At 41.3% G+C, this 26,251-nt stretch carries 14 protein-coding genes; 11 read left to right on the top strand and 3 right to left on the bottom strand.

Features of this window, described 5'->3' with window-relative positions; genetic code table 11:
• Window positions 1-6: 6 nt before the first annotated feature.
• Window positions 7-2,742: a putative LPS assembly protein LptD gene (locus CJ263_RS00675; protein ID WP_094995497.1), complete on the bottom strand. Its 2,736-nt coding sequence runs from the start codon at window positions 2,740-2,742 to the stop codon at window positions 7-9.
• Window positions 2,743-2,885: 143 nt separating this feature from the next.
• On the opposite strand from CJ263_RS00675, the gene CJ263_RS00670 reads away from it, so the two are divergent.
• From CJ263_RS00670 to CJ263_RS00630, 9 genes are all read left to right on the top strand, one after another.
• Complete coding sequence (locus CJ263_RS00670; protein WP_094999043.1) at window positions 2,886-4,136, top strand: N-acetylmuramoyl-L-alanine amidase family protein; 1,251 nt, start codon at window positions 2,886-2,888, stop codon at window positions 4,134-4,136.
• Window positions 4,137-4,191: 55 nt separating this feature from the next.
• Window positions 4,192-5,154, top strand: coding sequence for an MlaD family protein (locus CJ263_RS00665; RefSeq protein WP_094995496.1), 963 nt, complete (start codon window positions 4,192-4,194; stop codon window positions 5,152-5,154).
• Between the two features lie 5 nt (window positions 5,155-5,159).
• Window positions 5,160-6,491, top strand: coding sequence for a (Fe-S)-binding protein (locus tag CJ263_RS00660; protein ID WP_094995495.1), 1,332 nt, complete (start codon window positions 5,160-5,162; stop codon window positions 6,489-6,491).
• Between the two features lie 11 nt (window positions 6,492-6,502).
• A complete protein-coding gene (locus tag CJ263_RS00655; RefSeq protein WP_094995494.1) occupies window positions 6,503-7,294 on the top strand; it encodes a (Fe-S)-binding protein in 792 nt (263 codons plus the stop codon).
• A 36-nt stretch (window positions 7,295-7,330) separates the two neighbouring features.
• Window positions 7,331-7,813, top strand: a complete 483-nt coding sequence (locus tag CJ263_RS00650) for an ABC transporter ATPase (protein WP_094995493.1) — start codon at window positions 7,331-7,333, stop codon at window positions 7,811-7,813.
• A gap of 92 nt (window positions 7,814-7,905) precedes the next feature.
• Window positions 7,906-10,815: a glycoside hydrolase family 3 N-terminal domain-containing protein gene (locus tag CJ263_RS00645; protein ID WP_094995492.1), complete on the top strand. Its 2,910-nt coding sequence runs from the start codon at window positions 7,906-7,908 to the stop codon at window positions 10,813-10,815.
• A 17-nt stretch (window positions 10,816-10,832) separates the two neighbouring features.
• A complete protein-coding gene (bshA, locus tag CJ263_RS00640; RefSeq protein ID WP_094995491.1) occupies window positions 10,833-11,972 on the top strand; it encodes an N-acetyl-alpha-D-glucosaminyl L-malate synthase BshA in 1,140 nt (379 codons plus the stop codon).
• Window positions 11,965-12,405, top strand: a complete 441-nt coding sequence (locus CJ263_RS00635; protein ID WP_094995490.1) for a hypothetical protein — start codon at window positions 11,965-11,967, stop codon at window positions 12,403-12,405. The genes bshA and CJ263_RS00635 overlap by 8 nt, the downstream gene beginning before the upstream one ends.
• A gap of 122 nt (window positions 12,406-12,527) precedes the next feature.
• The gene (locus CJ263_RS00630) at window positions 12,528-13,709 is read left to right on the top strand and encodes an OmpA family protein (RefSeq protein WP_229702366.1); all 1,182 of its coding nucleotides are present in this window, start codon (window positions 12,528-12,530) and stop codon (window positions 13,707-13,709) included.
• Window positions 13,710-13,790: 81 nt separating this feature from the next.
• On the opposite strand, the gene CJ263_RS00625 is transcribed toward CJ263_RS00630, so the two are convergent.
• The gene (locus tag CJ263_RS00625; RefSeq protein ID WP_158657044.1) at window positions 13,791-14,477 is read right to left on the bottom strand and encodes a hypothetical protein; all 687 of its coding nucleotides are present in this window, start codon (window positions 14,475-14,477) and stop codon (window positions 13,791-13,793) included.
• A gap of 471 nt (window positions 14,478-14,948) precedes the next feature.
• Here CJ263_RS00625 and CJ263_RS21380 point away from each other — a divergent pair, with 471 nt between their 5' ends.
• Both CJ263_RS21380 and CJ263_RS00615 read left to right on the top strand, forming a co-directional pair.
• Window positions 14,949-22,949: a PKD domain-containing protein gene (locus tag CJ263_RS21380; RefSeq protein ID WP_094995488.1), complete on the top strand. Its 8,001-nt coding sequence runs from the start codon at window positions 14,949-14,951 to the stop codon at window positions 22,947-22,949.
• Between the two features lie 284 nt (window positions 22,950-23,233).
• Window positions 23,234-25,279, top strand: coding sequence for an HAD family hydrolase (locus tag CJ263_RS00615; protein ID WP_094995487.1), 2,046 nt, complete (start codon window positions 23,234-23,236; stop codon window positions 25,277-25,279).
• 282 nt (window positions 25,280-25,561) lie between these two features.
• Here CJ263_RS00615 and CJ263_RS00610 read toward each other — a convergent pair whose 3' ends face one another.
• Window positions 25,562-26,179 carry a sugar transferase gene (locus CJ263_RS00610; protein WP_094995486.1) on the bottom strand — a complete coding sequence of 206 codons (618 nt, stop codon included), beginning with the start codon at window positions 26,177-26,179 and terminating at the stop codon, window positions 25,562-25,564.
• Window positions 26,180-26,251: the final 72 nt, after the last annotated feature.

Here is a 26,251-nt window from a genome sequence, read left to right as displayed (position 1 = left end):
TATTTTTTAGTTTCTAAAGGGTTGACTTCTGTTTTCCCATTTCAAGTCACTTAATATGGAAGCATCGATTCCTATGAAAAAGTACCATCTTCTATACTGACCAAATGGGGTCCAGTTAAAACGCATGGAAAAGCTTTTTAAATCCCTTTGAAAACGTAATTGGGTCAAGGTAAAACCTTTGTTTTTAAAGTCATAACCTGAAGAACCACCAACTTTCCATCGTGGTGATAATTCTATATCCCCTGAAAACATTAACGAGTGGGAACTAAATTCATTCTGTCTAGCACTGTTCAAGTAACTTGCTGAATAGGCCAACCTAAAGTTCCACGGTATTTTGGTGCCATAAATAGGGTTCTCCACATCGCCTTTTTCGCTTTGTTCTCTTGGATTGTCCCTAAAGCTGTCCGCCCTACCAAAAAGATCGTCCGTTCTACCACCACTCTGGGCCACATAATCAAATGGGTCCTCTTCCTCTTCCTCCCCATTACCATCATCTTTTTTCTTTTCAAACATCTTACTGTCAATCGAATACGAAATGTTGGCATTGGCCCTGGTCAATCTAAACAAGCTACCCCCATTATCAATATTCCAAGTATCGATGCGTCTTCCGTTATTATCAATGGCATAGGGATCCAAGCCGGCCGAAAAGTTTATGGACATTTTGTTGTTTAGAATATTGGTTCCCCCATTAATGTTCAATGGACTTAAACGCAAGGAGTCCGACTCCAAATTATAGGATGTTGAAATGTTCAAATTGCTTAAAAGGGGAATCTTTTTAGGTTCTATTTTTGTGGAATCCTTGTCGCGTACCTTGGCTTCCAAAGTATTTGCCAAGGAGAAGCTTAAACTGTTGGAACGTCCCAATCTTGGCGCACCGTTCAAGGTGCCATCAAACCTACTGTACTGTACTACCCTGCCTTCACCGTTTATGCCTTCTTCGTACTCATCGTAATACTGTTCAAAGGAAGGGGCATAACCATAGCTAAGTGTAGGCCTGGCAACATGTCTTATAGCCTGTATTTTTTTATCTTCCCCAAAATTAAAAGTCCCATAAAGGGTGGTTCCAATACTGGCATTGAGATTATATTGATTGTAACGGTCAAAACCGGAAACACTATCTATTACCACCTGCTCCGTTTCAGGATCAAAACTCCGTTCGTAGGTCTCCATGGTCCATACGTCCTCATAATTCCCCCCCATGGTCACACTAAAATATTTGGCTATTTTAAAGTTTGTACTGATCGGAATTCGATGCCGAGCTCCAATTTTTGAATTGTCGAACATCCTTCCTGTTAAAAAGTCCTCATCGTTTGTAGTGAGCCGGTTTTGTGCATTTACATCGTATTGAAAATTTATGTTCTGTATGGCTCCTTTTTTAATACCATCTCTTTTGGCAAAGGGAAAAATTCGTTCCATACTTGCCTGAAATGTGGGCAAGGTCATGTTTATGTTGTCAGTGTTGGTTGCCGTTGCCGAAGGGGAGGTCAACTGTGAATGTGTTGCGGTAACACTTAGGTTCACCGATGGATAAGCCGGAAATGTTTTGGAATAGGATATGGAGGAGGAAAGGGTATTGTTCTGGGTATTGGGCAAATTCCGTTGCTGCAATGAATTTCTATAATATTCACTGCTACCTAAATTGACCGATGCAGAAAACCTGGAATTGGGACTTGCCTTTTGATCCTGGGAATGAGAGAACTGTAAATTCCAGTTTTTGCTCAAACTATAATCGCTAAAACCTTTTTGGCTGTTTACCAAGTTTTCATATCTAAAATTAATGTTCCCCCTGTATTTATAGCGTTTGGTGTATATTGAAGCCGTTCTAAAACCCCAGCTACCGTTAGTATAGAAATCACCACTTAAAGTCACATCGGCATAATCTCCCAAAGGAGTATAGTATCCAAAATCCTGCAAAAAATAACCTCTGTCCGGGTCGTTTCCAAAAGTGGGCATCAACACGCCAGGGGCACTACCCACGCCCAGAGGAAAATAAGCAAAGGGCATAGCAATTGGGGTAGGGACATCGGCAATATAAAGATTGCTAAAACCTGCTATTACCTTTTTCTTGGGAACGAATTTTGCCTTTCGTACCCGTATGTAATAATCTGGATTTATGGTGTCTTGTGCAGTGGTTATTTTCGCTTCGCTGAGAAAATAGACGGAGTCGTTTTCTTTTTTGGTAATTTCCGCATAGACTTTCATAGCGTCACTGCCCAATTGTCCGGCAGCTGCTTGTTGTTCCGTTCTGGAATTCCAAATAATGGCCTTTTGGGTATCGAAATTAAAACGAATGGAATCTGGAATCACCACATTGGAGCCTTGCTTAAAATAGGGAAGTTGGGTATAGTTGCCTAAGGAATCTTTTAACCTCCCGGCATATACTTCGTTATTAACGTAATCCATAATGATTATCCCAGCCTTTAATTCCGTATCTTGATAATAGATTTCCGCCTCGTTGTACAAATAAATTTTATTTTCCTTTTGGCTTAATTTTACGAAGTCTTTGGCCTTATAGGTAATGTTATCCAGTAATAACGGAGGTTTTTGATTCAGGGAATCCCTTTCTAGGGAATCCCTTGTTACACTATCATTTAAGATAGGTCTTGGTAGAAGTGGGGCTACAATGGTATCTCGCTGTGCTTTGATTTCCAATGGAACCACCTTACCCTCCTGTGCTGTTAGGGAAAATACACCAACAAAAAGTAGGAATAGGAAAAGTACGTACTGTTTATTTGATTGCAAGGCGATATATCCTATTTTTGTAAAGGTTTGGCAATCTGTAAGCCATTAGATTCAGATGTCAAACTTACATATATTTTTTATTCCCGTTATAGGGTATTACCATAAATTTAACCATGAAGGAAGGTGTAAATATTTATAAGAATATGAAATTTAAATCACCCGTTGTTTTCTTTGTTTTATTGCTTATTCTTCCGATTTCCTTTATGTATGGTAAGGAAAACGGCACCTTGCCCGATGACCCATTTATTGTGGTGTTGGATGCGGGTCATGGTGGCCATGATCCGGGCAACCTAGGAAATGGTTATTTGGAAAAGAATATTGCCCTTAACATAGTGCTTAAAGTTGGGGAAATTCTGTCTGCCAATAAGGATATAAAGGTCATATATACCAGAAAGGACGATACTTTTGTAGATCTGTTTGTGAGAGGGGAGATTGCCAATAAGGCAAACGCGGACCTTTTTGTTTCGGTTCATTGTGATTCCCATTCTTCGGATGCCCATGGTGCTGGAACTTTTGTTTTGGGACTACACGCCAACAAGCAAAATTTTGAAATCGCCAAAAAGGAAAACTCCGTAATCTATTTGGAGGATAATTATGAAACCCGATATGCCGATTATGATATTAACTCCCCGGAATCCGTAATTGGACTGACCATCATGCAGGAGGAATTTCTGGATCAGAGTATAGCATTGGCTAAAAATATACAAGATAACATGTCCGGCAGACTAAAGAGGACTGACAGAAAAGTGAAACAGGCCGGTTTTATCGTTTTGCATCAGACCTTTATGCCAAGTGTCTTAGTGGAAACGGGATTTTTGACCAATAAGGATGAAGGGGGATATTTAAACTCAAAAAAAGGACAATCAGAAATGGGAACCGCCATTGCGGATGCCATCTTAAAATACAAGAAAGAGGTACAGGGAGTAGGCCAAATCACCCAGGTTTCAACTATTAAGGAGCCTGAAAAAATAGTAGAAGACGAAGGTCAAAATGTGATTGCCGTTAAAGTACCTGCCGAGGATAGCTCACTTGAAGAAAAAATTGAAAAGCCGAAAGAAGAGCCCGAAAAGAAAAAGGAGGAAACTATAATTGTACAAACGGAAAAAGAAGTTGAAGCGCCCAATGAAAACGCAATAATCTACAAAGTCCAATTAATGGCCAGTAGTAAGGATTTGGCTTTAACCCCTGAAAATTTTAAAGGGTTACCTCAATTATCCAAAGAACCCTACAACAATTTGTTCAGATACATGTACGGGGGAACGCAATCTTATCGGGAGGCAAAAATGTTACAGGCCAAAGCTGTTAGAACGGGGTATCCTTCCGCCTATATAGTTGCCTATAGGAAGGGAGAAAGAGTAACAATACCCAAGGAGGTAGAAGAGGAATCCCAATAAAGTCATTTGGTGTATTATTTATTCCTAATTTTGTTATAAACATAAAATTTATTGCTTGAAACTATCCAGAGAAATTAAGACAGGTATTATCGTTATAGGTGGAATACTCTTATTTATTTTAGGATTCAGCTATTTAAAATCAACGCCGCTTTTTGACAACAGTAAAACGTTATATGCGGTTTATCCTGATGTAGGGGGGTTGCAAGCAGGGACCGTTGTTTCCATTAACGGATTTGCCGTAGGTAAGGTAAACGACATAAAGTTTAAGGATACCAAGGGAAACCTGGTAGTTACCTTTACGGTAAGTAGTGATTTTCAGTTTTCCAAAAACAGTACCGTAGAATTGTACGATACAGGAATTATTGGAGGAAAGGGGCTACAGATTTCGCCGGTTTTTGATAATGCAGGAGCTGTTCAGTCTGGGGACACCCTGAGGACGGAGACTCGACCAGGGTTGACGGAACTTGCCCAGGAAAAACTTACCCCCTTGTTCAAGAAATTTGAATCGGCGGTTTCCGATGCGGATTCTGTATTGATAAGTGTCAACAATGTATTGGATACCGATACAAAAAAGGATTTGCAACAGGCCATCAATGGATTGAGCGACCTCATGGTGAGTCTTAATGGAAGCGCAAAAGTGTTGAATGACATTCTAGCTAACAATGAGAAAAAGCTAGACAGTTCGCTTACCAATTTCGAGACCCTAACATACAACTTTGCCAGACTTTCAGATACGTTGAACAATGCTGGTTTGGGAAGGACTTTCGCCAGTTTGGAAACTACCATGGAAAATTTGAACAAGGTGGTGTCAAAAATTGAAAAAGGAGATGGAACCTTCGGAAAGTTAATGAACGACCAAGAATTGTATTCCAATTTAACGAGTGCTTCCCGAGAATTGGATTTACTGCTTCAAGACTTTAGACTGAATCCAAAACGCTATGTCAATGTTTCGGTATTTGGTAAAAAACAAAAGGAATACGAAGTTCCCGAAGATGACCCTGCCAATAAAATAGAATAAATCGAATGCAATATTTACCCAATATCCTTTTTGTAGCCGTCCTTTGTGTGGGGATTGGTTATTTCACCAAGAATATTACAAAAATTCGTCGTAATATTCTTTTGGGTAAAGATGTGGACGTAAGTGATGATAAATCTACAAGATGGCGAAATATGGCCATGATTGCCTTGGGCCAGACTAAAATGGTAGTTCGTCCGATAGCGGGTTTGCTTCATATTATCGTTTATGTTGGGTTCATCATCATCAATATTGAAGTATTGGAAATTATCATCGATGGTATCTTTGGTACGCATAGAATTTTTGCCGGCCTGGGCCCCGTTTATGATTTCCTTATAGCTTCGTTTGAAATCTTGGCCTTATTGGTCATTGTATCTGTAGTTGCCTTTTGGATCCGAAGAAATATTATAAAGCTCAACCGCTTCTTTAAACCAGAAATGAAAGGTTGGCCAAAGAAGGATGGGAATTTGATCCTGTATATAGAATTGGTTTTGATGGTACTTTTTCTTACCATGAATGCCACTGATTTTCAGTTACAGCAGTTGGGAGCTGAGCATTACGTGCAGGCAGGAAGTTTTCCTGTAAGTCAGTTCATTGCAAATTGGCTTAATGGTTGGGGTATCCCTAATTTAATTATTTTGGAAAGGACGGCCTGGTGGTTGCATATTGTTGGAATCCTTTTCTTTCTAAATTACCTATATTTTTCCAAACATTTGCATATTCTTTTGGCCTTTCCCAATACCTACTATGGAAAATTGGGACCCAAAGGGAAGTTCAGGAATTTGGAAGCGGTTACGAAGGAAGTGAAGCTAATGTTGGACCCTGAGGCTAATCCCTTTGCTGTTCCTGACGAGACTGAGGATACAGATCCACCTTCAAAATTTGGAGCTTCGGATGTCATGGATTTGAGCTGGGTACAATTGTTAAATGCTTATACATGTACTGAATGTGGAAGGTGTACGAGTGAATGTCCGGCAAACCAGACTGGAAAAAAATTGTCCCCGAGAAAGATAATGATGGACACTCGTGACCGTCTGGAGGAAGTTGGAAAAAACTTGGATGCGAATAAAGGGGAATTTAAAGAAGATGGAAAGCAGTTGCTGGACGACTATATCACTAGGGAAGAGTTGTGGGCCTGTACATCATGCAATGCCTGCGTTGAAGCTTGCCCAGTTAGCATAGACCCTTTGTCCATTATCATGGATATGAGACAGTATTTGGTCATGGAACAATCCGCGGCACCATCGGATTTAAATAATATGATGGGGAATATCGAAAACAATGGGGCGCCTTGGCCGTTCAACCAAATGGATAGGTTAAACTGGAGTAAGGAATCTTAAAAGATGAAATAATGGCAGACACTATACAAGTTCCTACAATGGCAGAAATGTTTGCTGCCGGCAAAACCCCCGAAGTATTGTTTTGGGTTGGTTGTGCAGGTAGTTTTGATGATAGAGCCAAAAAAATTACAAAGGCCTTTGTCAAAATTTTAAATAAGGCCAATATTTCCTTTGCCGTTTTAGGAACGGAAGAAAGTTGTACCGGTGACCCGGCTAAAAGAGCTGGCAATGAGTTTTTGTTCCAAATGCAGGCCGTTAGCAATATTGAAGTCCTCAATGCATATGAAATTAAAAAGATTGTAACAACGTGTCCGCATTGCTTTAATACTATCAAGAACGAATATCCAGGTTTAGGGGGCACTTATGAAGTGGTCCACCATACGCAATTCCTCAAACAGTTGTTGAAGGAAGGACGAATTTCAATGGAAGGAGGCACTTTTAAGGGCAAAAGAATAACCTTTCACGATCCATGTTACTTAGGCAGGGCCAACGGTGTATATGAAGCGCCTAGGGAGCTTATTAAAAAGTTGGATGCAGAATTGGTAGAAATGAAAAACTGTAAACAAAGAGGATTGTGTTGTGGTGCCGGAGGGGCCCAGATGTTCAAGGAACCAGAAAAAGGGGATAAGGATGTAAATATAGAACGTACCGAACAAGCCTTAGAGACGTCTCCCGATATTATTGCTGCTGGATGCCCTTTTTGCAATACCATGATGACGGACGGGGTAAAACATAAGGAAAAGGAAGGGGATGTCAAAGTAATGGACATTGCAGAACTTATTGCCATGGCAGAAGATTTATAATGTGAATGGCTCATATATTAAAACAAAGAAGGATCAATGCTAGCAGATTTTAATACACTTCCGGATAGTTCAAGGGTTTGGATCTATCAGGCTAATAGAAGTTTTTCAGACCAAGAGTTGAGTGAAATAAAGACCGATTTAACCACCTTTTTGGAAAATTGGACTGCTCACGGAAAGGATTTAAAAGCGGGTTTCGAAATAAAATACAATAGATTCTTGGTAATTGCCTTGGATCAAAGTGGTCAGTCGGCTACAGGATGTTCCATAGATGCATCGGTTCATTTTATTCAACATTTGGAGCAAAAGTATCAGGTGGAACTATTGGATAAAATGAACGTTTCCTTCAAACAGGGAGAATATGTAGCATATAAATCATTATCGGATTTTAAAGCGATGGCAAAACAAAAATCCATCTCAAAGAATACTATCGTATTCAATAACCTTGTCGCTACCAAAGGTGAGTATGGGGAACACTGGGAAGTACCGGCTTCAGAAAGTTGGCATGCACGTTTTGTGTAAGGGCAACATGCGCTATCGTCTACTTTTATTAGGTTTTATCGATGAAATGCAATAAATTTCATGGTTTTATGTTATCTCCATACAACAAACGCATGAGGCCTTTTCTTAAAGTTTTCTTTTTTCTTTATGGTTCTTCCATCCTTTTCGGGCAAAACCCGCTGGTAAGTTCGGATAGTCTTGCACAGGCAATGTGGGTGGAAGAAAAGTACCAACAAATGACCTTGGAAGAAAAAGTGGGTCAATTGTTTATGGTCATGGTCAACTCCAATCAAACGACCCAGGAAAAGGAAAAAATAAAGCAACTGATAGCAAATGAAAAAATAGGAGGTATTATTTTTTCAAAGGGAGGCCCTCTTCGTCAAGCCAAACTTTGTAATGAGTTTCAATCCCTATCTAAGATTCCACTTTTAGTGGGAATGGATGCGGAATGGGGTCTGGCCATGCGATTGGATTCAACGTATGCATTTCCCTGGAACATGACCTTAGGAGCCATTCAGGATAATACCATCATCGAAAAAATAGGACACAGGGTAGGGGAGCACGCCAAACGCCTAGGAGTACATATCAATTTTGCCCCTGATATTGATATCAATACCAATCCTAAAAATCCTATTATTGGAAACCGATCTTTTGGAGAGTCTAGGGAAATCGTGGCCAATAAGGGAGTCGCCTTTATGAAAGGAATGGAAAATGCCGGGGTACTTTCCAGTGGAAAACACTTCCCGGGTCATGGCGATACAGAAGTAGATTCACATAAAGATTTGCCCGTGATTTCATTTTCAAGGGAACGTTTAGACAGTCTTGAACTTTATCCTTTCAAAAAGTTGATCAATGCGGGTTTGAGTAGTGTGATGGTAGCCCATTTAGAAGTTCCTTCCATGGAAATTAAAGAAGGTTTACCGTCTTCATTATCGGAACAGATTATTTCGGGAATTCTTAAGGAGGAATTGGGCTTTGAAGGTCTTGTTTTTACCGATGCCCTTAATATGCAAGGGGCCACTAAATTCGGTACGGAGGGAGAGGTGGAATTGGCCGCCTTTAACGCTGGCAATGACATACTTTTAATGCCTCAAAACGTAGAGGATGCAAAAAACTTATTGATCAAAAACTATAATAGGGGTAGGATTAGTGAGGTAAGGCTTGCACAATCCGTCAAGAAAATATTAATGGCAAAGTATAAAGTGGGCCTTAACAACTACCGGCCTATTGCCTTGGAAAATCTTTACGAAGATTTGAACACCTTGGAAGATGATATACTTTATGAAGAGGCCATTGAGAATGCCCTAACGGTAGTAAAAAATCGGTTTGATTTAATAGGGATCAAAAACCTTGAAAACAAGAAGATTGCTTATGTAAAATTTGGTGATGCCCCAAGCGATACTTTTATATCTGAATTAAATAAATATACCAAGGTCACCCAAATCAACGATGACAACATTGAGTCGCTTAAAAAGCAACTGGCCGATTATAATTTGGTCATAATTGGGCACCATAAAAGTAATGAGAGTCCTTGGAAACCCTATAAGTTTACTGATAGGGAATTGGCGTGGCTTCAGGAAATATCGAATTTGCGTTCATCAAACTTAATTCTTACCGTATTTGCAAAGCCCTATGCCCTTTCCGATATTTCTACCTTTCAAAACATTGATGCTGTGGTGGTATCGTACCAGAACAGCAAAATTGCCCAAAAAAAGACGGCGGAGCTTCTCTTTGGTGCCATTCCTGCATCGGGAAAACTACCGGTAAGTGGCAGCTTTGAGTTTAGGGCGGGCACAGGAATTAGATTATCATCATTAAGTCGATTGGGATACAGTCTCCCCGAAAGAGTGGGCCTTAGTTCAAAAGGCCTTGCCCAAGTGGATAAACTTGTCCATGACGGATTGGATAGCCTTATGTTTCCTGGTGCCCAAGTGCTGGTAGCAAGACACGGTAAGGTAGTCTACAACAAAAGTTTTGGTAAGCCTACCTACGATTCAAAGGTTGAGGTCACCGACGATGATATTTATGACTTGGCTTCCCTGACCAAAATTTTGGCCACTTTACCCATGGTCATGAAAATGGAGGAAGAGGGTAAAATTGAGTTGAACGATACATTTGAGGAATTGGTTCCGGAGTATTCCGATACCGAGATTAAAAACGTGACCGTATTAAAGGCGTTGTCGCACTACGGTAGGTTACCCGCTTGGATTCCCTTTTATGTGAGGACTTTGGATAAGGATAGAAAACCTTCCAAGGAATTCTATCGAAACCAACCAACTCCGGGATTTTCTGTGAAGGTGGCAGAAAATTTATATTTGACCGATGCCTATAATGATTCCATTTATAATAGAATCGGGAGGCAAGACCTAAAATCCAATAGATATCGCTATAGCGATGTACCGTACTATGTCATGAAAAAGTATGTGGAAGATACCTATGGACAAAAACTCAATGTCTTGGTGGACGATTTTCTATATAGCAGAATAGGAGCCGACTATACCACGTACAATCCTTTGGATAAATTTCCAAAGAATAAAATAATTCCCTCGGAGGAAGACAATTATTACAGATATCAAACTGTTCAGGGATATGTTCATGATATGGGAGCGGCCATGCAAGGTGGAGTAGGAGGCCATGCAGGGTTATTTAGTAATGCCAATGATGTGGCCAAAATCATGCAAATGTACCTGCAGAACGGGTATTATGGAGGCACCAAATTCTTTGACCCTAGAACCGTTAAGAAATTCAACACCTGCTATTTCTGTGATAAAAATGTACGACGTGGCGTTGGGTTTGATAAACCTCAATTGGAACATAGCGGACCAACTTGTGGTTGTGTATCCAGAAAAAGCTTTGGACATAGCGGTTTTACCGGAACTTACACATGGGCAGACCCAGAGGAAGAAATAGTTTACGTCTTTTTGTCAAACAGGACTTACCCTACGGCATCCAATACGCTTTTAGTTAAATCTGGGTTAAGAACCAGGATTCAGCAAGCAATCTACGATTCCATTCTAAATTAAAGAGTAATTTTGTAGTTATGAAAATTGCAATAGTATGTTATCCCACCTTTGGGGGTAGTGGAGTTGTCGCTACAGAATTAGGAATTTCATTGGCCAATAGGGGACATGAGGTACATTTTGTTACATACAGACAACCTGTGCGGCTGGAACTTTTGAACAATAATATTTACTTTCATGAAGTTCACGTGCCGGAATACCCATTGTTTCATTACCAACCCTATGAATTGGCACTTTCAAGCAAGTTGGTAGACACTATTAAGTTGTACAACATCGACTTATTGCATGTTCATTATGCAATTCCGCATGCATACGCAGGTTACATGGCCAAGAAAATGCTAGAAGAAGAAGGAATTTATGTTCCTATGGTGACTACGCTTCACGGTACCGATATTACCTTGGTTGGAAAACATCCATTTTATAAGCCGGCCGTAACTTTTAGTATCAACCAATCGGACGTGGTTACCTCTGTTTCCGAGAGCCTAAAACAGGGAACTTTGGATACATTTGATATTCAAAAGGAAATTGTGGTAATCCCAAATTTTATAGACAAGAATAAATACAAAACGTCCTTTAAGGATTGCCAAAGATCCACTATGGCCAAGGATGGTGAACGTATCGTTACACATATTAGTAATTTCAGAAAGGTAAAGCGGATACCAGACGTCATTAAGGTATTCTATAAGATACAGGAACAGCTTCCATCTAAGCTAATCATGGTAGGTGAAGGACCTGAAAAGGAAGGGGCTGAGCGGCTGTGCGAAGAGTTGGGTATAGGGAACAGGGTTATCTTTTTGGGAAACAGTAATGAAATAGATAAGATACTTTGCTTCTCAGATCTATTTCTTTTACCCTCTCAGACAGAGAGTTTTGGTCTGGCGGCTTTGGAGGCAATGATCAATAAGGTTCCCGTAATTTCTAGTAATACCGGGGGAATTCCAGAGGTCAATATCCAAGGTGTGACCGGATTCTTAAGCGATATTGGTAATATTGATGAAATGGCCTCAAACGCAATCCATATATTAAAAGATGACGAAACCTTGGAAAAGTTTAAAAGAAGTGCTGTTGAGGAAGCGGAAAAGTTCGATATTCTAAAGGTGCTGCCACTATATGAGGATGTCTATGAAAGAGCGTATAAAAGCCGACTAAAAAATGTCTAGGACTTTTTTTCCCTTTTTTGTCCTTTTAGTTAGTCTTTCTGGGTGCAAAAGTCATGAAAGCGCTCAAAATGGAAAAGATGGTAATAAGGGAATGGAACTCATATTAAGTGGGGATTATAGCGGCATTGAAGACGAACAGCTATTGGTAATTAATAACAAGGTCCAATGGGAAGAATTTTTTGGAAGAGTAAATAGAACAAGAAAACCGGGATTGACCGTTCCGGAGATAGACTTTGAAAAGAATACCATTATAATCAGGTTGAAGGGTGAAACTACTAATAATCAACCGGATGTAGTATGGGGAAACGTCTCCAATGAAACCCTCTTCTTAAAAAGGACTAAGAATTCGGCTAAGAACGAAAGTTCGGCCTTGATAACGCCATTTTTCATTTACAGTATTCCCAAAACCAACAAAAGCATTAAAATACAATAGATTACATCGGAAAATTATAGGAATACATCTATCAAACGATAAAAATTACCTTACAAAGAACTTTTTTGACATCTAAAATTTAATGTCATAGTTTTGCTTAGTAATACCCAAATTTAATGAACATGAGAACCAGATTATTAATTTCACTAAGTATGATTTTTGCTATGGGCAATTTCGCCATGGCACAGGAAGACTTACAAATTACTTCCAAAGACAGTATTGTTGAAAGCTCTTGGATTGTTGGAATAGGATTTAATGCCGTTGATGATTCCGGAAACGTCTTTGATGGATTGTTTAATATAAGCGATGAATGGAACATATTGCCCTATCCTTCGAGAGTAAGTTTAGGTAGATATTTCAAAAGTGGACTTGGCTTAGAGGCTATAGGTAGCATTAATAAATATAAGGAAGGTAAAATCATAGACGCACGGGTCAATCTGGAAGAGTCCAATTATTATGCTTTGGATGCTAGAGTTACCTATGATTTGAACAAAATTATTGGGGAAACGGCTTGGTTCGATCCTTACGTTGGGGTTGGAGCCGGCTATACTGAGGCTAATAACCTTGGAAGAGGTACCTATAATGCTATTGTTGGTTTTAGAACATGGTTCTCCGATAAATGGGGATTGGACTTTAATTCATCAGGTAAATGGGCTATGAGTCAATCAGATGGAGCTACCAACCACATTCAACACGCCGTAGGAGTTGTATATCAATTTGGTATTGAAAAAGGCCTTTCAAAAAGAGGTGAGGAAAAGATGGAACTGCTTGCAGCTATTGAAAAGGAAAAGCAAAGACAGGCCGATTCCATTGCGGAAGTGAATAGGCAGAAGGAGGAAGCTCTTTTGGCTGAGCGTTTGAAAAAGGAAAAAGAGGCAGCTGAACTTGCCACTGCTGAAAAGGCAGCCAAGGATCAAAGAGAAGCTGATTTAAAAAATATTCAAAAACAAATAGAAGGTTTAGGGAAGGTTTACTTTAAACTAAATTCTTCCTATCTCACTTCAAGAGACAAAGAGTTGCTAGATAGCCTTACAGAGATTTTAATGAATCATGATTCCGTTGTGCTGGAAATTTCAGCCCATACAGATGCCCGTGGAACCGAATCATATAATCAGTGGCTGTCCGAAAAACGTCTGGAGCGCACTTTAAATTATCTTGAGGATAAGGGGGTGTCTTCTGAGCGATTGAAAGGTAAGGCCAAAGGGGAAACGGAACTTACGAACAATTGTACCGATGGTGTAAGATGTACGGAGGCAGAGCATCAGGAAAATAGAAGGTCGGAATTTTTGATTGTTGAGTTTTAATACAATTATTAAAAAAATATGTTCAAAACCGTTCTGGAAGGGACGGTTTTTTATTTTAAACCATTTTTTTCTCAAATAACACTATCCAACCGTAAAAGAAAAAACTGGAGAAATAGATTCTTGACCCAAACTATCTTTTGTGACGACTTTCCAATAGTATATGCCTCCTGATTCTACAGGTATGCCATCATATTTAGCATCCCGTAAATCGGATTCAAACAATGCGGGGTTTTCGGTATCCCCAAAATAAAGATCATACCCAACAATATCATTGTCAGAATCTTCTGCGCTCCATCTAAGATTTACCGTGGTACTCGTAGCTGAAATGGATGCTCCGGTAACAGGTGAAAGGGCCGTAGCTGGTGAAGGAGGGCTGTTGTCCAGTGCTGGTCCTTCATTAAAAAAGCTCCATGTAGCACTACGAATTTCATCCGGATTCGAAACTGAGGTTATCTTCCATGAATACGAGGTTTCCCTTTCTATCACAACGGATAATTGTGCTTCATTACTTTCCAGCTCTCTAACTTCGCGCGAGTTTAGATTTGTTAAGGTCATAAGGTAACCTTCCGCCAAGCTATTGTCTTCCCATAGGAACGTCAGTTCGGTTTGGGAGGCTGATAACGCTATGCCCTCTTTACACTCAGAATTATTTTCGGGAAAAATTAAGTTTATTGTAGTTTTAGAATTTAGGAATTGAGCCAAATCACTATCTGCCGTACAACCTAAGAGTATGGTGAAAAAAAGAAAAATGACTAGTTTTTTTCTCATGATAGTAGTGTAACTGTATTCTTCATTGTTCAAATGTTTCGGTACTTTGGGAAAGTACAACATCCACCGTCAAATTTAAAATTTACGTCAAAAATTTCTAATTTCCGTACTCGGTTCCTTTTAATTTTAAGTGGTATTTTATAATTCCATAGGGCAGTTGCTAGATTAACTCCTTGTTCGGATTATATATTTTGTGAGATTAATCCACATAAAGATAATTTTTGGTTTACATCTGGAAACCAAAGTTCCATGTACCAAATGTTCCCTTCTGTTTTGTTCTTTTTAATGTTAGTAACTTTAAAGTTTTGTCCCCAGATTAACGTAGTATTTGAGCATCGAAAAATTTAAATTTGCGGGCTCGAAATTAAACGTTTTTATCCGACGGTTAAACGATATTACATGGTATTTCACTCGTATTAGTTTTTTTTTGTGGATTAGTTTATAGAAGCACTAAATTTTAGCATTGCCCTGATGAAAAAAAATTACCTTCCCCTGTCAAAAAAAATTAAGAATTGGACCGCTACGATAATGGTTCTTTTTCTGGGCGTCCTCGTCCTTGCCTTTTCGCCCATGTTTTTGGGACCTGGCCTTACGGGCACGGAGCCGATCGGCGGTTTTCTGAACGGGAACTTCCCGGACGTGGACCTTAGCGACGAGCCCTACGAAGAGGCCTATGGAAACGTACGGTTCGACTGGCCCCTGACCTTTACCCCCGTGCCCGGCCAGTCACGGATCGTCATCGGCCAGCTGGACGGAAAGATCTATTGGATGGACGATGTCGCCAACCCTACAAAGAATCTACTCGTTGACTTTTCGGCAGAGGTGGGGGATGCGATTCCTGTCAACGGGGTCAAGGAAGTCTGGGACGGCGGTCTTTTGGGATTGGAACTACATCCAAACTTTGGGACGGCAGGTAACAACTATGTTTATATTTATTACACTACGGACTCGGGCAACCCTGCCGCAGGTGTAGGTGGCGGTGCTTCGGGCACCTTCGGCTGTTTCAACGACGAGTTTCATGGCAATTACTTGAACCTCGAGCGTTTCGAGTTGAACCCGACCACGATGGCCTTTGTTGCCAACTCCAGGGTCACCTTGATGAAGCGGCGCATGCTGAACTCGACCCACCGTGGGGGTGCGATGGAATTCGGCAACGACGGGTATCTTTATGTGGCCACCGGGGAACAGGGCCGTGCCGTGAGCGCGCAGGACATTACGGACAATTTGGACGGCGGTGTGCTACGGATCGATGTCGACATGAACCCTTCGACGGGCCATGCCCCGATACGGACAATGCCGCAGGATACGGGGGAGACGGACGAGATTACGGGCCAGTTCTATTTTATACCGGACGACAATCCCTTCCAGAGCCCTACGGGTGCTACCTTCGAGGAATATTATACGTTGGGCATCCGTAGTCCTCATAGGATGAGCAAGGACTCCCAGACAGGTGAACTTTATATCGGCGATGTAGGGGAGAGCACCCACGATGAGATCAACGTGGTCTCTGCCGGGAAGAACTATGGGTGGCCTATCTGGGAGGGCAACGACCCTCCACCAAACTACGACTGTGGTATTTCGATGCTTGACAATATGCCCCATGAAGGCCCCTTGACCGAATTTGACCGTACGGACGCCGTTTCCATTATCGGTGGACATGTATACAGGGGTACGGAGTTCACTGCTTTCAATGGCAAGTTCATAACTGCCGACTGGGGTACCCGGAAGATATTTTCGGTTGACATCGTCAGCGGGGATTACGAGACCCTGGGCACTTTGCCAGGAAGGCCCATTTCCTTCGGGGAGAACGCCAATGGTGACATCTTCTACCTGACCCAAGGGAACAACGTGCCACTTTACCGGTTCGTGGAGCCCGGCGTGACCAGCGGTATGCCACAGACCTTGACAGCTACGGGCGCCTTTACGGACTTACAGAACCTTATCGTTGCCGATGGATTCGTTCCCTACGAGATGATCGATCCCTTCTGGTCGGACGGGGCCTACAAGAAACGATGGTTGGCGGTACCTAATCCTATGGGTACCCCGCAACCTATCCAATATTCAGAGGACGGCACCTGGGTATTCCCTGTGGGTTCCGTACTAATAAAACATTTTGATTACCCCATTGTGGACGCCAATGGTATAAGTACGACCAAGAAGATAGAGACACGTTTTTCCATTAAAAACAGCAACGGCAACTGGACCTTCTTGTCCTACAACTGGAACCAGGCCGAGACGGAAGCTTTCTTGGTGGACATGAGTACGGGTCTGAGCGAGGCCCTTACGATAAACGAAACAACGAACGAGGAAATAACCTGGCGCTACCCGTCCACGAACGAATGTTTGAATTGCCACAACCCCGCCTCCCAGGGTACCTTGGGCCCCAGGACACGCTATTTGAACAGCGACTACGATTATTCTCAGCATGATCCCAATGGTGTATCGGCGAACCAATTGGTTACCTTGAGCCACTTGGGGATATTGGACCAGACGATAACGGACGCGGACACGGACAATTTCCTGACCCACACCTCGATCAACGACCCGAATGCCGGATTGGAGGAAAAGGCACGTTCCTACATGGACCTGAACTGTGCCTACTGCCACCAGCCCGCGAACGATCTGCGCCCGCAGTTCGACCTGAGGTTGATGAACAGCCTTGCGGAGACTGGCCTTTTGACCTCGAACGTCACGGAAATAGTATCGGCGATGCCATCGGACCAGAGGATAGTCTATGCAGGGGATGCGTCCAAGTCGCAGATCTACCATAGAACCAATAGCACCACGCCCGGGGTTATGATGCCCCCTTTGGCCAAGGGCCAAGTGGACGAGGAAGGTGTGGCATTGCTCGAAGCATGGATCAATCAGTTGAACGCTCCGCCAACAGCGGTTGCTACTTCAGATAGTACTATAGGTAATGCACCCTTATCCATTCAGTTTACCGGTAGTAATTCCACTGATGATCAAGGAGTTGTATCTTATGCTTGGGACTTTGGCGATGGAGGTACTTCTACAGCGGCAGATCCCTCATATATATATACAACCCCTGGGCAGTATACTGCTACATTAACGGTTACTGATGGGGACGGACAAATTGGGAGTGTATCCATTGACATGATCATTACCGGTGGCACTGTGGACAATACTGCAAACGCTTCCATAAATCTGGCACTTTTATCCGATGCTATAGTACAAGGAAGTGTAGAAGGTGGAAGGGGCGTACCTAAGGATATTTTGTTTGATCCAACCACTAATGACTATTTTCAAGCAACTCCATTTAATGAATATGGGGTGGCCTATCAAGAAAACCTTGGTACCGTTGGTATTCAAGACGCTTTTACTTGGAGGGTTGATTGGATTTCCTCTAAAATGGTAAACTATATAACTTTTGGAGGAGTTTTTCCAAATCAACCGCAGCCAAATACGTTATGGAGAATAAGTTATCGTTCTGGAAACACTTGGACAATATTGGAAGAAGGTCAAGGTGGATGGCTAGATAGTGGTATTTATGAATGGGGAGGGTCAACCGAGACTCCAATTCAAATAGATGGACTTCGCGTACAGATTTATAGTGACGGAACGAACGATTTGGTAAGTATTCATCTTCGAGGTAGGGGAGGTGTTTCCAATAGTACAGACGATAGTAATACAGAGCCTAAGGCAACTTTAATTCAGTATTTACCGGATAAAGGTGCCCCTACAAGCGATTTTACCTATACGGCAAATGATTTGGAGGTAACTTTCGACTCTTCCGGAAGTAGTGATTCAGATGGTACAATAGATTCATACAATTGGGATTTTGGTGATGGAAATACATCTACGGTTTCCAATCCAATACATAACTATGCCGCTCCGGGAACATATACGGTAATCCTAACAGTGACCGATAATGATGGACTTACAGATGATAGATCACAGGATATTACCGTGGATGGTATTCCGGCAATTCCAGTGGCCGTGGTGTCAAGTGATGTATCCTCCGGTTCGGCTCCTTTTAATGTTCAATTTAATGGTAGCAATTCTACGGATGATGTGGGTATTACATCGTATGCATGGGATTTTGGGGATGGTGGAAGCTCCACAGAAGCTGATCCGGCTTACATATATAATCTTCCAGGACAATATATTGCGACTTTAACGGTGACGGATGTTGATGGAAATTCAGATTCGACTTCAGTTATTATTATAGCTTCGGGAGGTAACGCAGATAATACTCCAAATGCAGGTATCAACCTGGCCTTGTTACCAGATGCCTATGTAAATGGTAATGCAATGGACGGTCGTGGTGCCCCTGAGGATATTCTATACGACCCTTCTATCGACAATTACTTTCAGCCTACTGATTTTAATGAATATGGAGTTGCTCGTAATGCAAATTTGGGAACCCCACCGGTTGGGGAAGGATTCAATTGGCAAGTGGATTGGATTACTCCCAAACTAGTTAATTACATCACCTTTGGTGGAGTATTTCCTAATCAGCCACAGCCTAATTCCTTATGGAGGATAAGCTATCGAGTAGGTAATGACTGGACTATTTTAGAAGAAGGACAGGGAGGATGGCTTAACAGTGGGATTTATGAATGGGGAAGCTCAACAGAAACCCCTATCGAAATCGATGGCTTACGAGTCCAGATGTACAGTGATGGAACCAATGATTTGGTTAGTATACATTTAAGGGGCCGAGGAGGTATTTCCAATAGACTTGATGACAGTATAACAGAGCCAAAAGCTACCTTGATACAATATCTACCGGATACAGGTGCGCCAGAGAGTGCCTTCTCCTATGTGGTAGACAATTTGAACGTATCATTTGACTCCTCTAATAGTTCTGATAACTTGGGAATAGAATCCTTTACCTGGGATTTTGGGGATGGCAATGGTTCTACTATGGCAAATCCTTCGCATACCTACGCAGAGGCCGGGGTGTACACTGTTTCTTTAACCGTTACCGATATTGACGGGTTAAGTGATACAACTTCTCAACAAGTAACTGTAACGGTGGACAATAGTCTTCCTGTTGCGTTGGCATCATCCAATGTTAATGTAGGATTAGCTCCTTTATCCATTCAATTTACAGGCAGTAATTCAACCGATGATATAGGGGTGGTTTCTTATGCCTGGGATTTTGGTGACGGTGGAACGGCAACTGGAGCAGACCCAAATTATTCCTATACGGTACCCGGAACTTATAATGCTATACTTACGGTTACGGACGGGGATGGGAATTGGGCCTCAGAAACCCTTACCATAGTAGTTTCCAGTGGCGTTGTGAATAACACACCAAACCCAGGATTAAACCTGGCCTTGGTTCCAGACGCTTTAGTGGGTGGTAATGTAGAAAATGGTCGTGGAACGCCCCAACATATTTTGTACGACCCCTCAAAAGACGATTATTTTATTAAAACCGATTTCAATGAGTATGGCGTACTAAGAAATGAAAGTTTAGGGACTCCGGGGATAGATGATGGATTCCGTTGGCAAGTGGATTGGGTAGACCGTAAACAAGTTAATTATATCACTTTTGGGGGCGTTTATCCTAATCAGCCTCAATCGAATTCATTGTGGCGTATCTCCTATAGAGTGGGCAATTCTTGGGTTACCTTGGAAGAAGGCCAGGGTGGATGGCTGAATTCGGGTATCTATGAATGGGGAGGTCCTACTCAGGTTCCTATTGAAATAGACGGACTTAGGGTACAGGTTTACAGTGATGGTATAAATGAATTGGTTAGTATTCACTTAAGAGGTCGTGGTGGCGTTTCCAATGTTGTCAACGATAGTGGTACGCAGCCCAAGGCCACACTGATCCAGTATTTGCCCGAAACAGGAGCACCTGAAAGTGTTTTTGATTATACCATCAACGATTTGGATGTTACTTTTGACTCTTCCAACAGTTCGGATGACATAGGAATCGTTTCTTATGCCTGGGATTTTGGTGATGGAAGCACCTCTACGGATGTAAATCCAGTGCATACGTATGCTACCTCGGGCACCTATACAGTTTATTTAATGGTAACGGATGGAGATGGTATCAGCGATACATCCTCAGCGGATATCTTTGTTGGAAATCCTGCAAACGAGGCTCCTATAGCGGTTATTGGGACAAGTTTGATTACCGGTGCAGCACCACTTTCTGAAAATTTCACGGGTAGTAATTCCACGGATGATGTAGGTATCGTTTCTTATGTTTGGGATTTTGGTGATGGTAGCACTTCTACGGAGCCTGACCCTACACACGTTTATCTAAGCCCAGGTACGTATCTGGCTACCCTAACGGTAACGGATGGAGAAGGCTTAACAGATCAAGCTTCGGTAACGATAATAGCAACAAGCGATGTGGCAACGAATGCTCCAAATGCAGGAATTAATTTGGGACTTGCCCAAGATGCTATTCTTAGTGGGTCTGTAACCAATGGAGGTAGAGGTACGCCGCAGGCAATTTTATATGACCCGGGTAGGGATGATTATTTTGTAAAAACTGCATACAATGAGTATGGTGTTGCAGTCAATCAAAATTTGGGTACACCCGGCCCAGAAGATGGGTTTCAATGGCAAGTAGATTGGGCATCGCGTAAATATGTAAATTACATAACCTTTGGTGGTGTTTATCCTAATCAACCCCAACCTAACTCTTTATGGAGAATTAGTTACAGGGTAGGAAATACGTGGACAATTCTTGACGAAGGTCAAGGGAGTTGGATTGATGCGGGTATTTATGAATGGGGAGGAATAGCCCAGACCCCAATTGAGATTGATGGTCTTCGTGTTCAGGTCTATAGCGATGGCACCAATGACTTAGTGAGTATTCATCTACGTGGACGTGGTGGTATTTCCAATAGTATTGATGACAGTGCTACACAAACAAAAGCTACTTTAATACAATACTTACCGGATGCCGGAGCTCCCGAAAGTGCATTTGATTATACCGTTACGGAATTGGAGGTTACTTTTGATAGTGCTGGAAGTTCGGACGATATGGGAATAGCCGGATACCTTTGGGATTTTGGTGATGGTAATACCTCAACAGAGGCAAATCCAATTTATGAATACTTTCAATCTGGTACGTATGACGTAAGTTTAACGGTAACCGATGCTGATGGCAAGGAGGATACGGTAACACAAAGTATTACCGTAAATGGAAATGGAAGGCCAACAGCTATTGCGGATTCAGACGTTGATGAAGGGTCGGCTCCCTTGTTAGTTCAGTTTACTGGCAGTGGTTCAACAGATGATGTAGGCATCGCTTCTTATGCATGGGACTTTGGTGATGGTGGGGCATCTACAGTTGCAGATCCTATATATGAATACACTAATGATGGCGTTTATATGGTCACACTTACGGTTTCAGATGCTGAAGGTCGCACGGATGAGACCAGTTTAACCATTACGGTTACACAAGGGAATGATGCTCCCGTTGCTTTTGCATCCTCCAATGTGTCCGGTGGAGCAGCTCCGTTATCGGTTCAATTTATGGGTAGCAACTCTACCGATGATAATGGAATAGCTTCGTATTCATGGGATTTCGGGGACGGGGGAACATCAACACAGGCCGACCCAATATATGAGTACCTGATTGAAGGTGTTTATACGGCTACCTTAACGGTCACCGATGCAGAAGGTCTAACCGATGAAGCTAGCCTTACCATTACGGTTACCCAAGGCAATGAAGCTCCGGTAGCGGTCATTTCTTCGGATGTTTCAACAGGGACAGCTCCCTTAACTGTACAATTTACCGGAAGTGATTCAACGGATGATGTAGGAATTGAATCTTATGAATGGGATTTTGGTGATGGTAACGGTACTTCTACGGATATAAATCCTACTTATACCTTTGATAGTGAAGGTACCTATGAGGTAACTCTTATAGTGACCGATGCCGCTGGAGCTTTAGACAGTGCAACTTTGACGATAACGGTAACCGTTGATAACGCTGCACCTATAGCTGTGGCAGCTGCAGATGTACTTTCTGGACCAGCTCCGTTCACCGTTCAGTTTTCTAGTAGCGGAACAACGGATGATACGGGAATCGCATCCTTTGCATGGGACTTTGGTGATGGAGGAACTTCAACGGAACCGAATCCAAGCTATGAGTTTACTACCGAAGGAACCTACACTGTAGTCTTGGTAGCAACGGACGATAATGGTGCTGTGGGTACTGCAGAGTTGGAAATTGTTGTGGAGGCCAATGAGACTTTAGAAGAAGAGGAATTGGAAATGATTGTATCCCCCAACCCATCATCGGATTTTGTGGAAGTAACCCTCAATGGTGCGGTGGCTCCTGAGGATATAGTAGGTTTTATGTTACATGACTCTGCTGGTAGGCTCATAAGACAATATCAACCTGCTGCATTACTGCAAGGAGCTGGGGTTTATCGTATAGATTTGGACATATTGCCCAATGAGATATATGTAGTTACGCTTGTCTTGAATAACCAGGATCCTATTTCCAAGCGAATCATTCTAAGGAGACAATAGAATAATCATTAATAGTTAAAAAAAAGCGGGATTACATCCCGCTTTTTTTAAATAAATAGTTCTGTATAGGTTTAGTTTTTAATCAATTAATCGAAGAACCACTTATTTCCAAGGAGAATGAATGTCACTTGGACTTGTATCTTTAATATGTTGTTTTTATCGAAAAATTATATCCTCCTCGTAAAAATTAACGTTATTTTACACACAAATTTTGTTTTTTTAATGATGGGTCGGTTTTAAGGAATTCTTAGAATCGCATTATTAATTCTTAAAGAAAGTACGATTTGAATACTACAATACGTAATATAAAAAACAACCCGAAGGTTAAAGTAGTCCTTACCGACCTTTTTGATACCCTGATCCACAGGAATGTCCACCCTTTATACGTTTTCAAAATTTGGGCAAAACTATTGATTAGGGAGTTAGGGTTGAATTTGGATATTGATACCCTTTACAAGATCCGAATGGACGTTCAAAACACGTTGGCAAAAGATTTAAAAACCGTAAAGGATGAAATTCCTTATAACCAGGTAGTCCAAGAGCTTTACGCAAGACTGAAAAATACGGGTCTTTTGGGTGAAATTTCTTTTGAAAAGTTTATGAGCTATTCTTTGGAGGCAGATTACAGGAGTGAAGCCTCCGTACAGTTTATGAACGACGATTTGATAGGTGGGCTCCAAGTGTTGCATGAAGAGGGTTATAAAATATTCATCATTTCGGACTTTCATTTGCCTAAATCGGTTATTCAAAGGTTACTTCAATGGCATAAAGTGGACCATCTGTTCAATGACATTTTTATGTCCTGTGATTTTGAAAAAAGTAAGGAGACAGGTACTTTATATCCTACGGTGATGCAACATATAGGAGTACATGGGGAGGAGTGTTCCATGATGGGGGACAACATGCGCAGTGATATCCAGCAAGCCCGTAAACAGAACATCAAAACCTTCTATTTGAAACATGCCAATCATAAATTTAGAAACAGAAAGAATTTATTTGGATCCGTTGAAAGTGACTTTATACGGAGCTGTAGGGATATAGAGAAAAATTGCAAACGTAGCGATCATCCTTTTAGTGAATATATACTACACTTCTACTTTTTTACGGAAAGACTGTATTCCGAAGCTAGGCAAAAAGAGATAAAGAATCTATTCTTCTTGGCGCGTGAGGGACTCTATTTAAAGCAATTGTTTGATACCTACCAGCACTTGAACGGTTTTGAGGAGACCGATTATATTCGTACCCATTACTTTAAGGCATCACGGCATTCCGCCAAACAGGTTTCCCTAAGACCTATAGCCGAGGAGCCTTTTATGCCGGTTAAAAAGAATTATGACCATAGGTCTACCCAACAATTTTTAAGCGATTTTAATCTTAAGGAATTTGAAATTTTAGCTATTGCGGAGGAAATTGGAGTAGATAAGGACAAGGTTATCGAAAATTTCAGTGCTTCGGATGTCCTTAAAAAACTTAGAACCAACGAAACTTTTAAAATACGTTATGAGCAGCATCGACAGGAGCAGAAAAATGCTTTTGATGCCTATTTGAAATCCTTTGGAGTTGATTTTGACAAAGAGGGCATGGTGGTTGTTGATGTAGGTTGGGGCGGGACTATGCAAGAGGGTATTCATGATTATATGGGTGGCCAGGTGGCCGTAACAGGTTACTATATTGGCTTACGTGAGATCTATAACATTCAGGAGAGAACAAAACGATTTGGTTTAAATTTTTCGGTTTATCCCGAAAAAGGATATTCAGACCATATCCTGCAGGCCAATGGCCAATTGTACGAACAGTTGCTGGCCGCCCCGCACGGTAGCACATTAGGTTATTCCAAGAATCCAGATATGCCCACCATAGAATATCATGAGCCTAATGAAAAAAAAGTTTTTGATGAGTTTATCGCACCCATACAGGAGTTTATGGATGACCAATTTATCCTTTTAAACAATAAACTTTCTTCGGTGGTGTACGACCAGGATATGGCTCAAAAATATTTAACAGATTTGGCACTGCGGTTGGGGTTATTTACGAATAAGAAAAAGTTGAAATTTATTCAGCTCATATCCCAAGGATTCTACCAAAATATTGGCAGTAATAAAGTGGGGATAAAATACGATGCCGGTCAATTATCTATGTCCAAAAAGCAATTGTTAAAACAATTTTTATGGAGTCCAGAGAAAACCTTTAGGTATCTCGTTAAGGTTAAACCCCATTTGTACAATAAGAAGTTGGAATGGTTGGGATGGACGGTTCGTTCTACGTACTACTATATAAAAGCAAATAAGTGGTTTAAAAGGAAGTTTTTCAGTAAGGATTTAATTTCTTAGTTAATTTTGTTTTAACATTCCTTCATACTAGTCATTCCGGACCTGTTCCGTCATTTCATACTTGATTCCTTATATTTCGATGATGTAGCCCTACCCTGTAGCCTACAGAGGTAATCAATACATTGTTCATATTACTGGATAGTAGGGGTTGAACTTAAATATAAAACATAAAAGGAAATTATACGCGCAGTGTCCAAGGGATGTAGCATAGGTAGATTGAAATTTAATTTTTTGGGGCGATTTGTTAAATCAAGACCAAAAATACAATTTCTTGGTACAATTTCAACCCATCATTTGTTTTCTTTCAATATCCAAGTCGGGCATATAGGAACTTTGGTCCAGTTCAACATCGGAGGTTTTAAAAATTTTAAAAATGGTTTTGTAGAAAATAAAAAGGTCTTGGGAAAAGCTCATGTTTTGGACATATTGAATATCCTTTTTAAACTTTTCATCCCAGGTCATATAGTTTCGTCCAGAAATTTGTGCAAGACCTGTAATACCAGGTCTTACGGTAAAACGAATCCGCTCTTCTTGCTTGTAATACGGTAAATACTTCACCAATAAGGGCCGTGGTCCAATGAGGCTCATATCTCCCTTTAATACATTAATCAATTGGGGCAACTCATCAATGGATGTCTTTCGTATAAATATGCCCAGTGGCGTTAGACGTTCGGTATCGGGCAATAAATTTCCAGAAGCATCCTTTTTGTTGTTCATGGTCTTAAATTTCAAGACATGAAAAATTTCTTCTTTTTTTCCGGGTCTCTGCTGTGTAAAGAATGGTGTACCCTTAAAATCCCAGAATAAAAAAAGAGCCACAACCAGTAAAATGGGGGATAGGATGATTAGCCCAAGTAAGGATAACACAATATCAAAAAGACGCTTAACGTAAGGGTACATGGGAGAAAAAGTTAAAAATTTTGATTTAAAGTTTTGAAATAGTCCGGTTTAAGGTTTGTGCAAATTGCTCAT

The organism is Maribacter cobaltidurans, from assembly GCF_002269385.1.
Lineage (GTDB): Bacteria > Bacteroidota > Bacteroidia > Flavobacteriales > Flavobacteriaceae > Maribacter > Maribacter cobaltidurans.
The sequence above is the reverse complement of the archived record's forward strand: the minus strand, read 5'-3'. Positions and strand labels throughout refer to the sequence as shown.

Excerpts from the sequence above, each read along its gene's own strand:
- bshA (WP_094995491.1), top strand. The coding sequence starts at position 10,833 with ATGAAAATTGCAATAGTATGTTATCCCACCTTTGGGGGTAGTGGAGTT.
- CJ263_RS00670 (WP_094999043.1), top strand. The coding sequence starts at position 2,886 with ATGAAATTTAAATCACCCGTTGTTTTCTTTGTTTTATTGCTTATTCTT.
- CJ263_RS00630 (WP_229702366.1), top strand. The coding sequence starts at position 12,528 with ATGAGAACCAGATTATTAATTTCACTAAGTATGATTTTTGCTATGGGC.
- CJ263_RS00655 (WP_094995494.1), top strand. The coding sequence starts at position 6,503 with ATGGCAGACACTATACAAGTTCCTACAATGGCAGAAATGTTTGCTGCC.
- CJ263_RS00660 (WP_094995495.1), top strand. The coding sequence starts at position 5,160 with ATGCAATATTTACCCAATATCCTTTTTGTAGCCGTCCTTTGTGTGGGG.
- CJ263_RS00610 (WP_094995486.1), bottom strand. The coding sequence starts at position 26,179 with ATGTACCCTTACGTTAAGCGTCTTTTTGATATTGTGTTATCCTTACTT.
- CJ263_RS00650 (WP_094995493.1), top strand. The coding sequence starts at position 7,331 with ATGCTAGCAGATTTTAATACACTTCCGGATAGTTCAAGGGTTTGGATC.
- CJ263_RS00645 (WP_094995492.1), top strand. The coding sequence starts at position 7,906 with ATGAGGCCTTTTCTTAAAGTTTTCTTTTTTCTTTATGGTTCTTCCATC.
- CJ263_RS00635 (WP_094995490.1), top strand. The coding sequence starts at position 11,965 with ATGTCTAGGACTTTTTTTCCCTTTTTTGTCCTTTTAGTTAGTCTTTCT.
- CJ263_RS00625 (WP_158657044.1), bottom strand. The coding sequence starts at position 14,477 with ATGAGAAAAAAACTAGTCATTTTTCTTTTTTTCACCATACTCTTAGGT.
- CJ263_RS21380 (WP_094995488.1), top strand. The coding sequence starts at position 14,949 with ATGAAAAAAAATTACCTTCCCCTGTCAAAAAAAATTAAGAATTGGACC.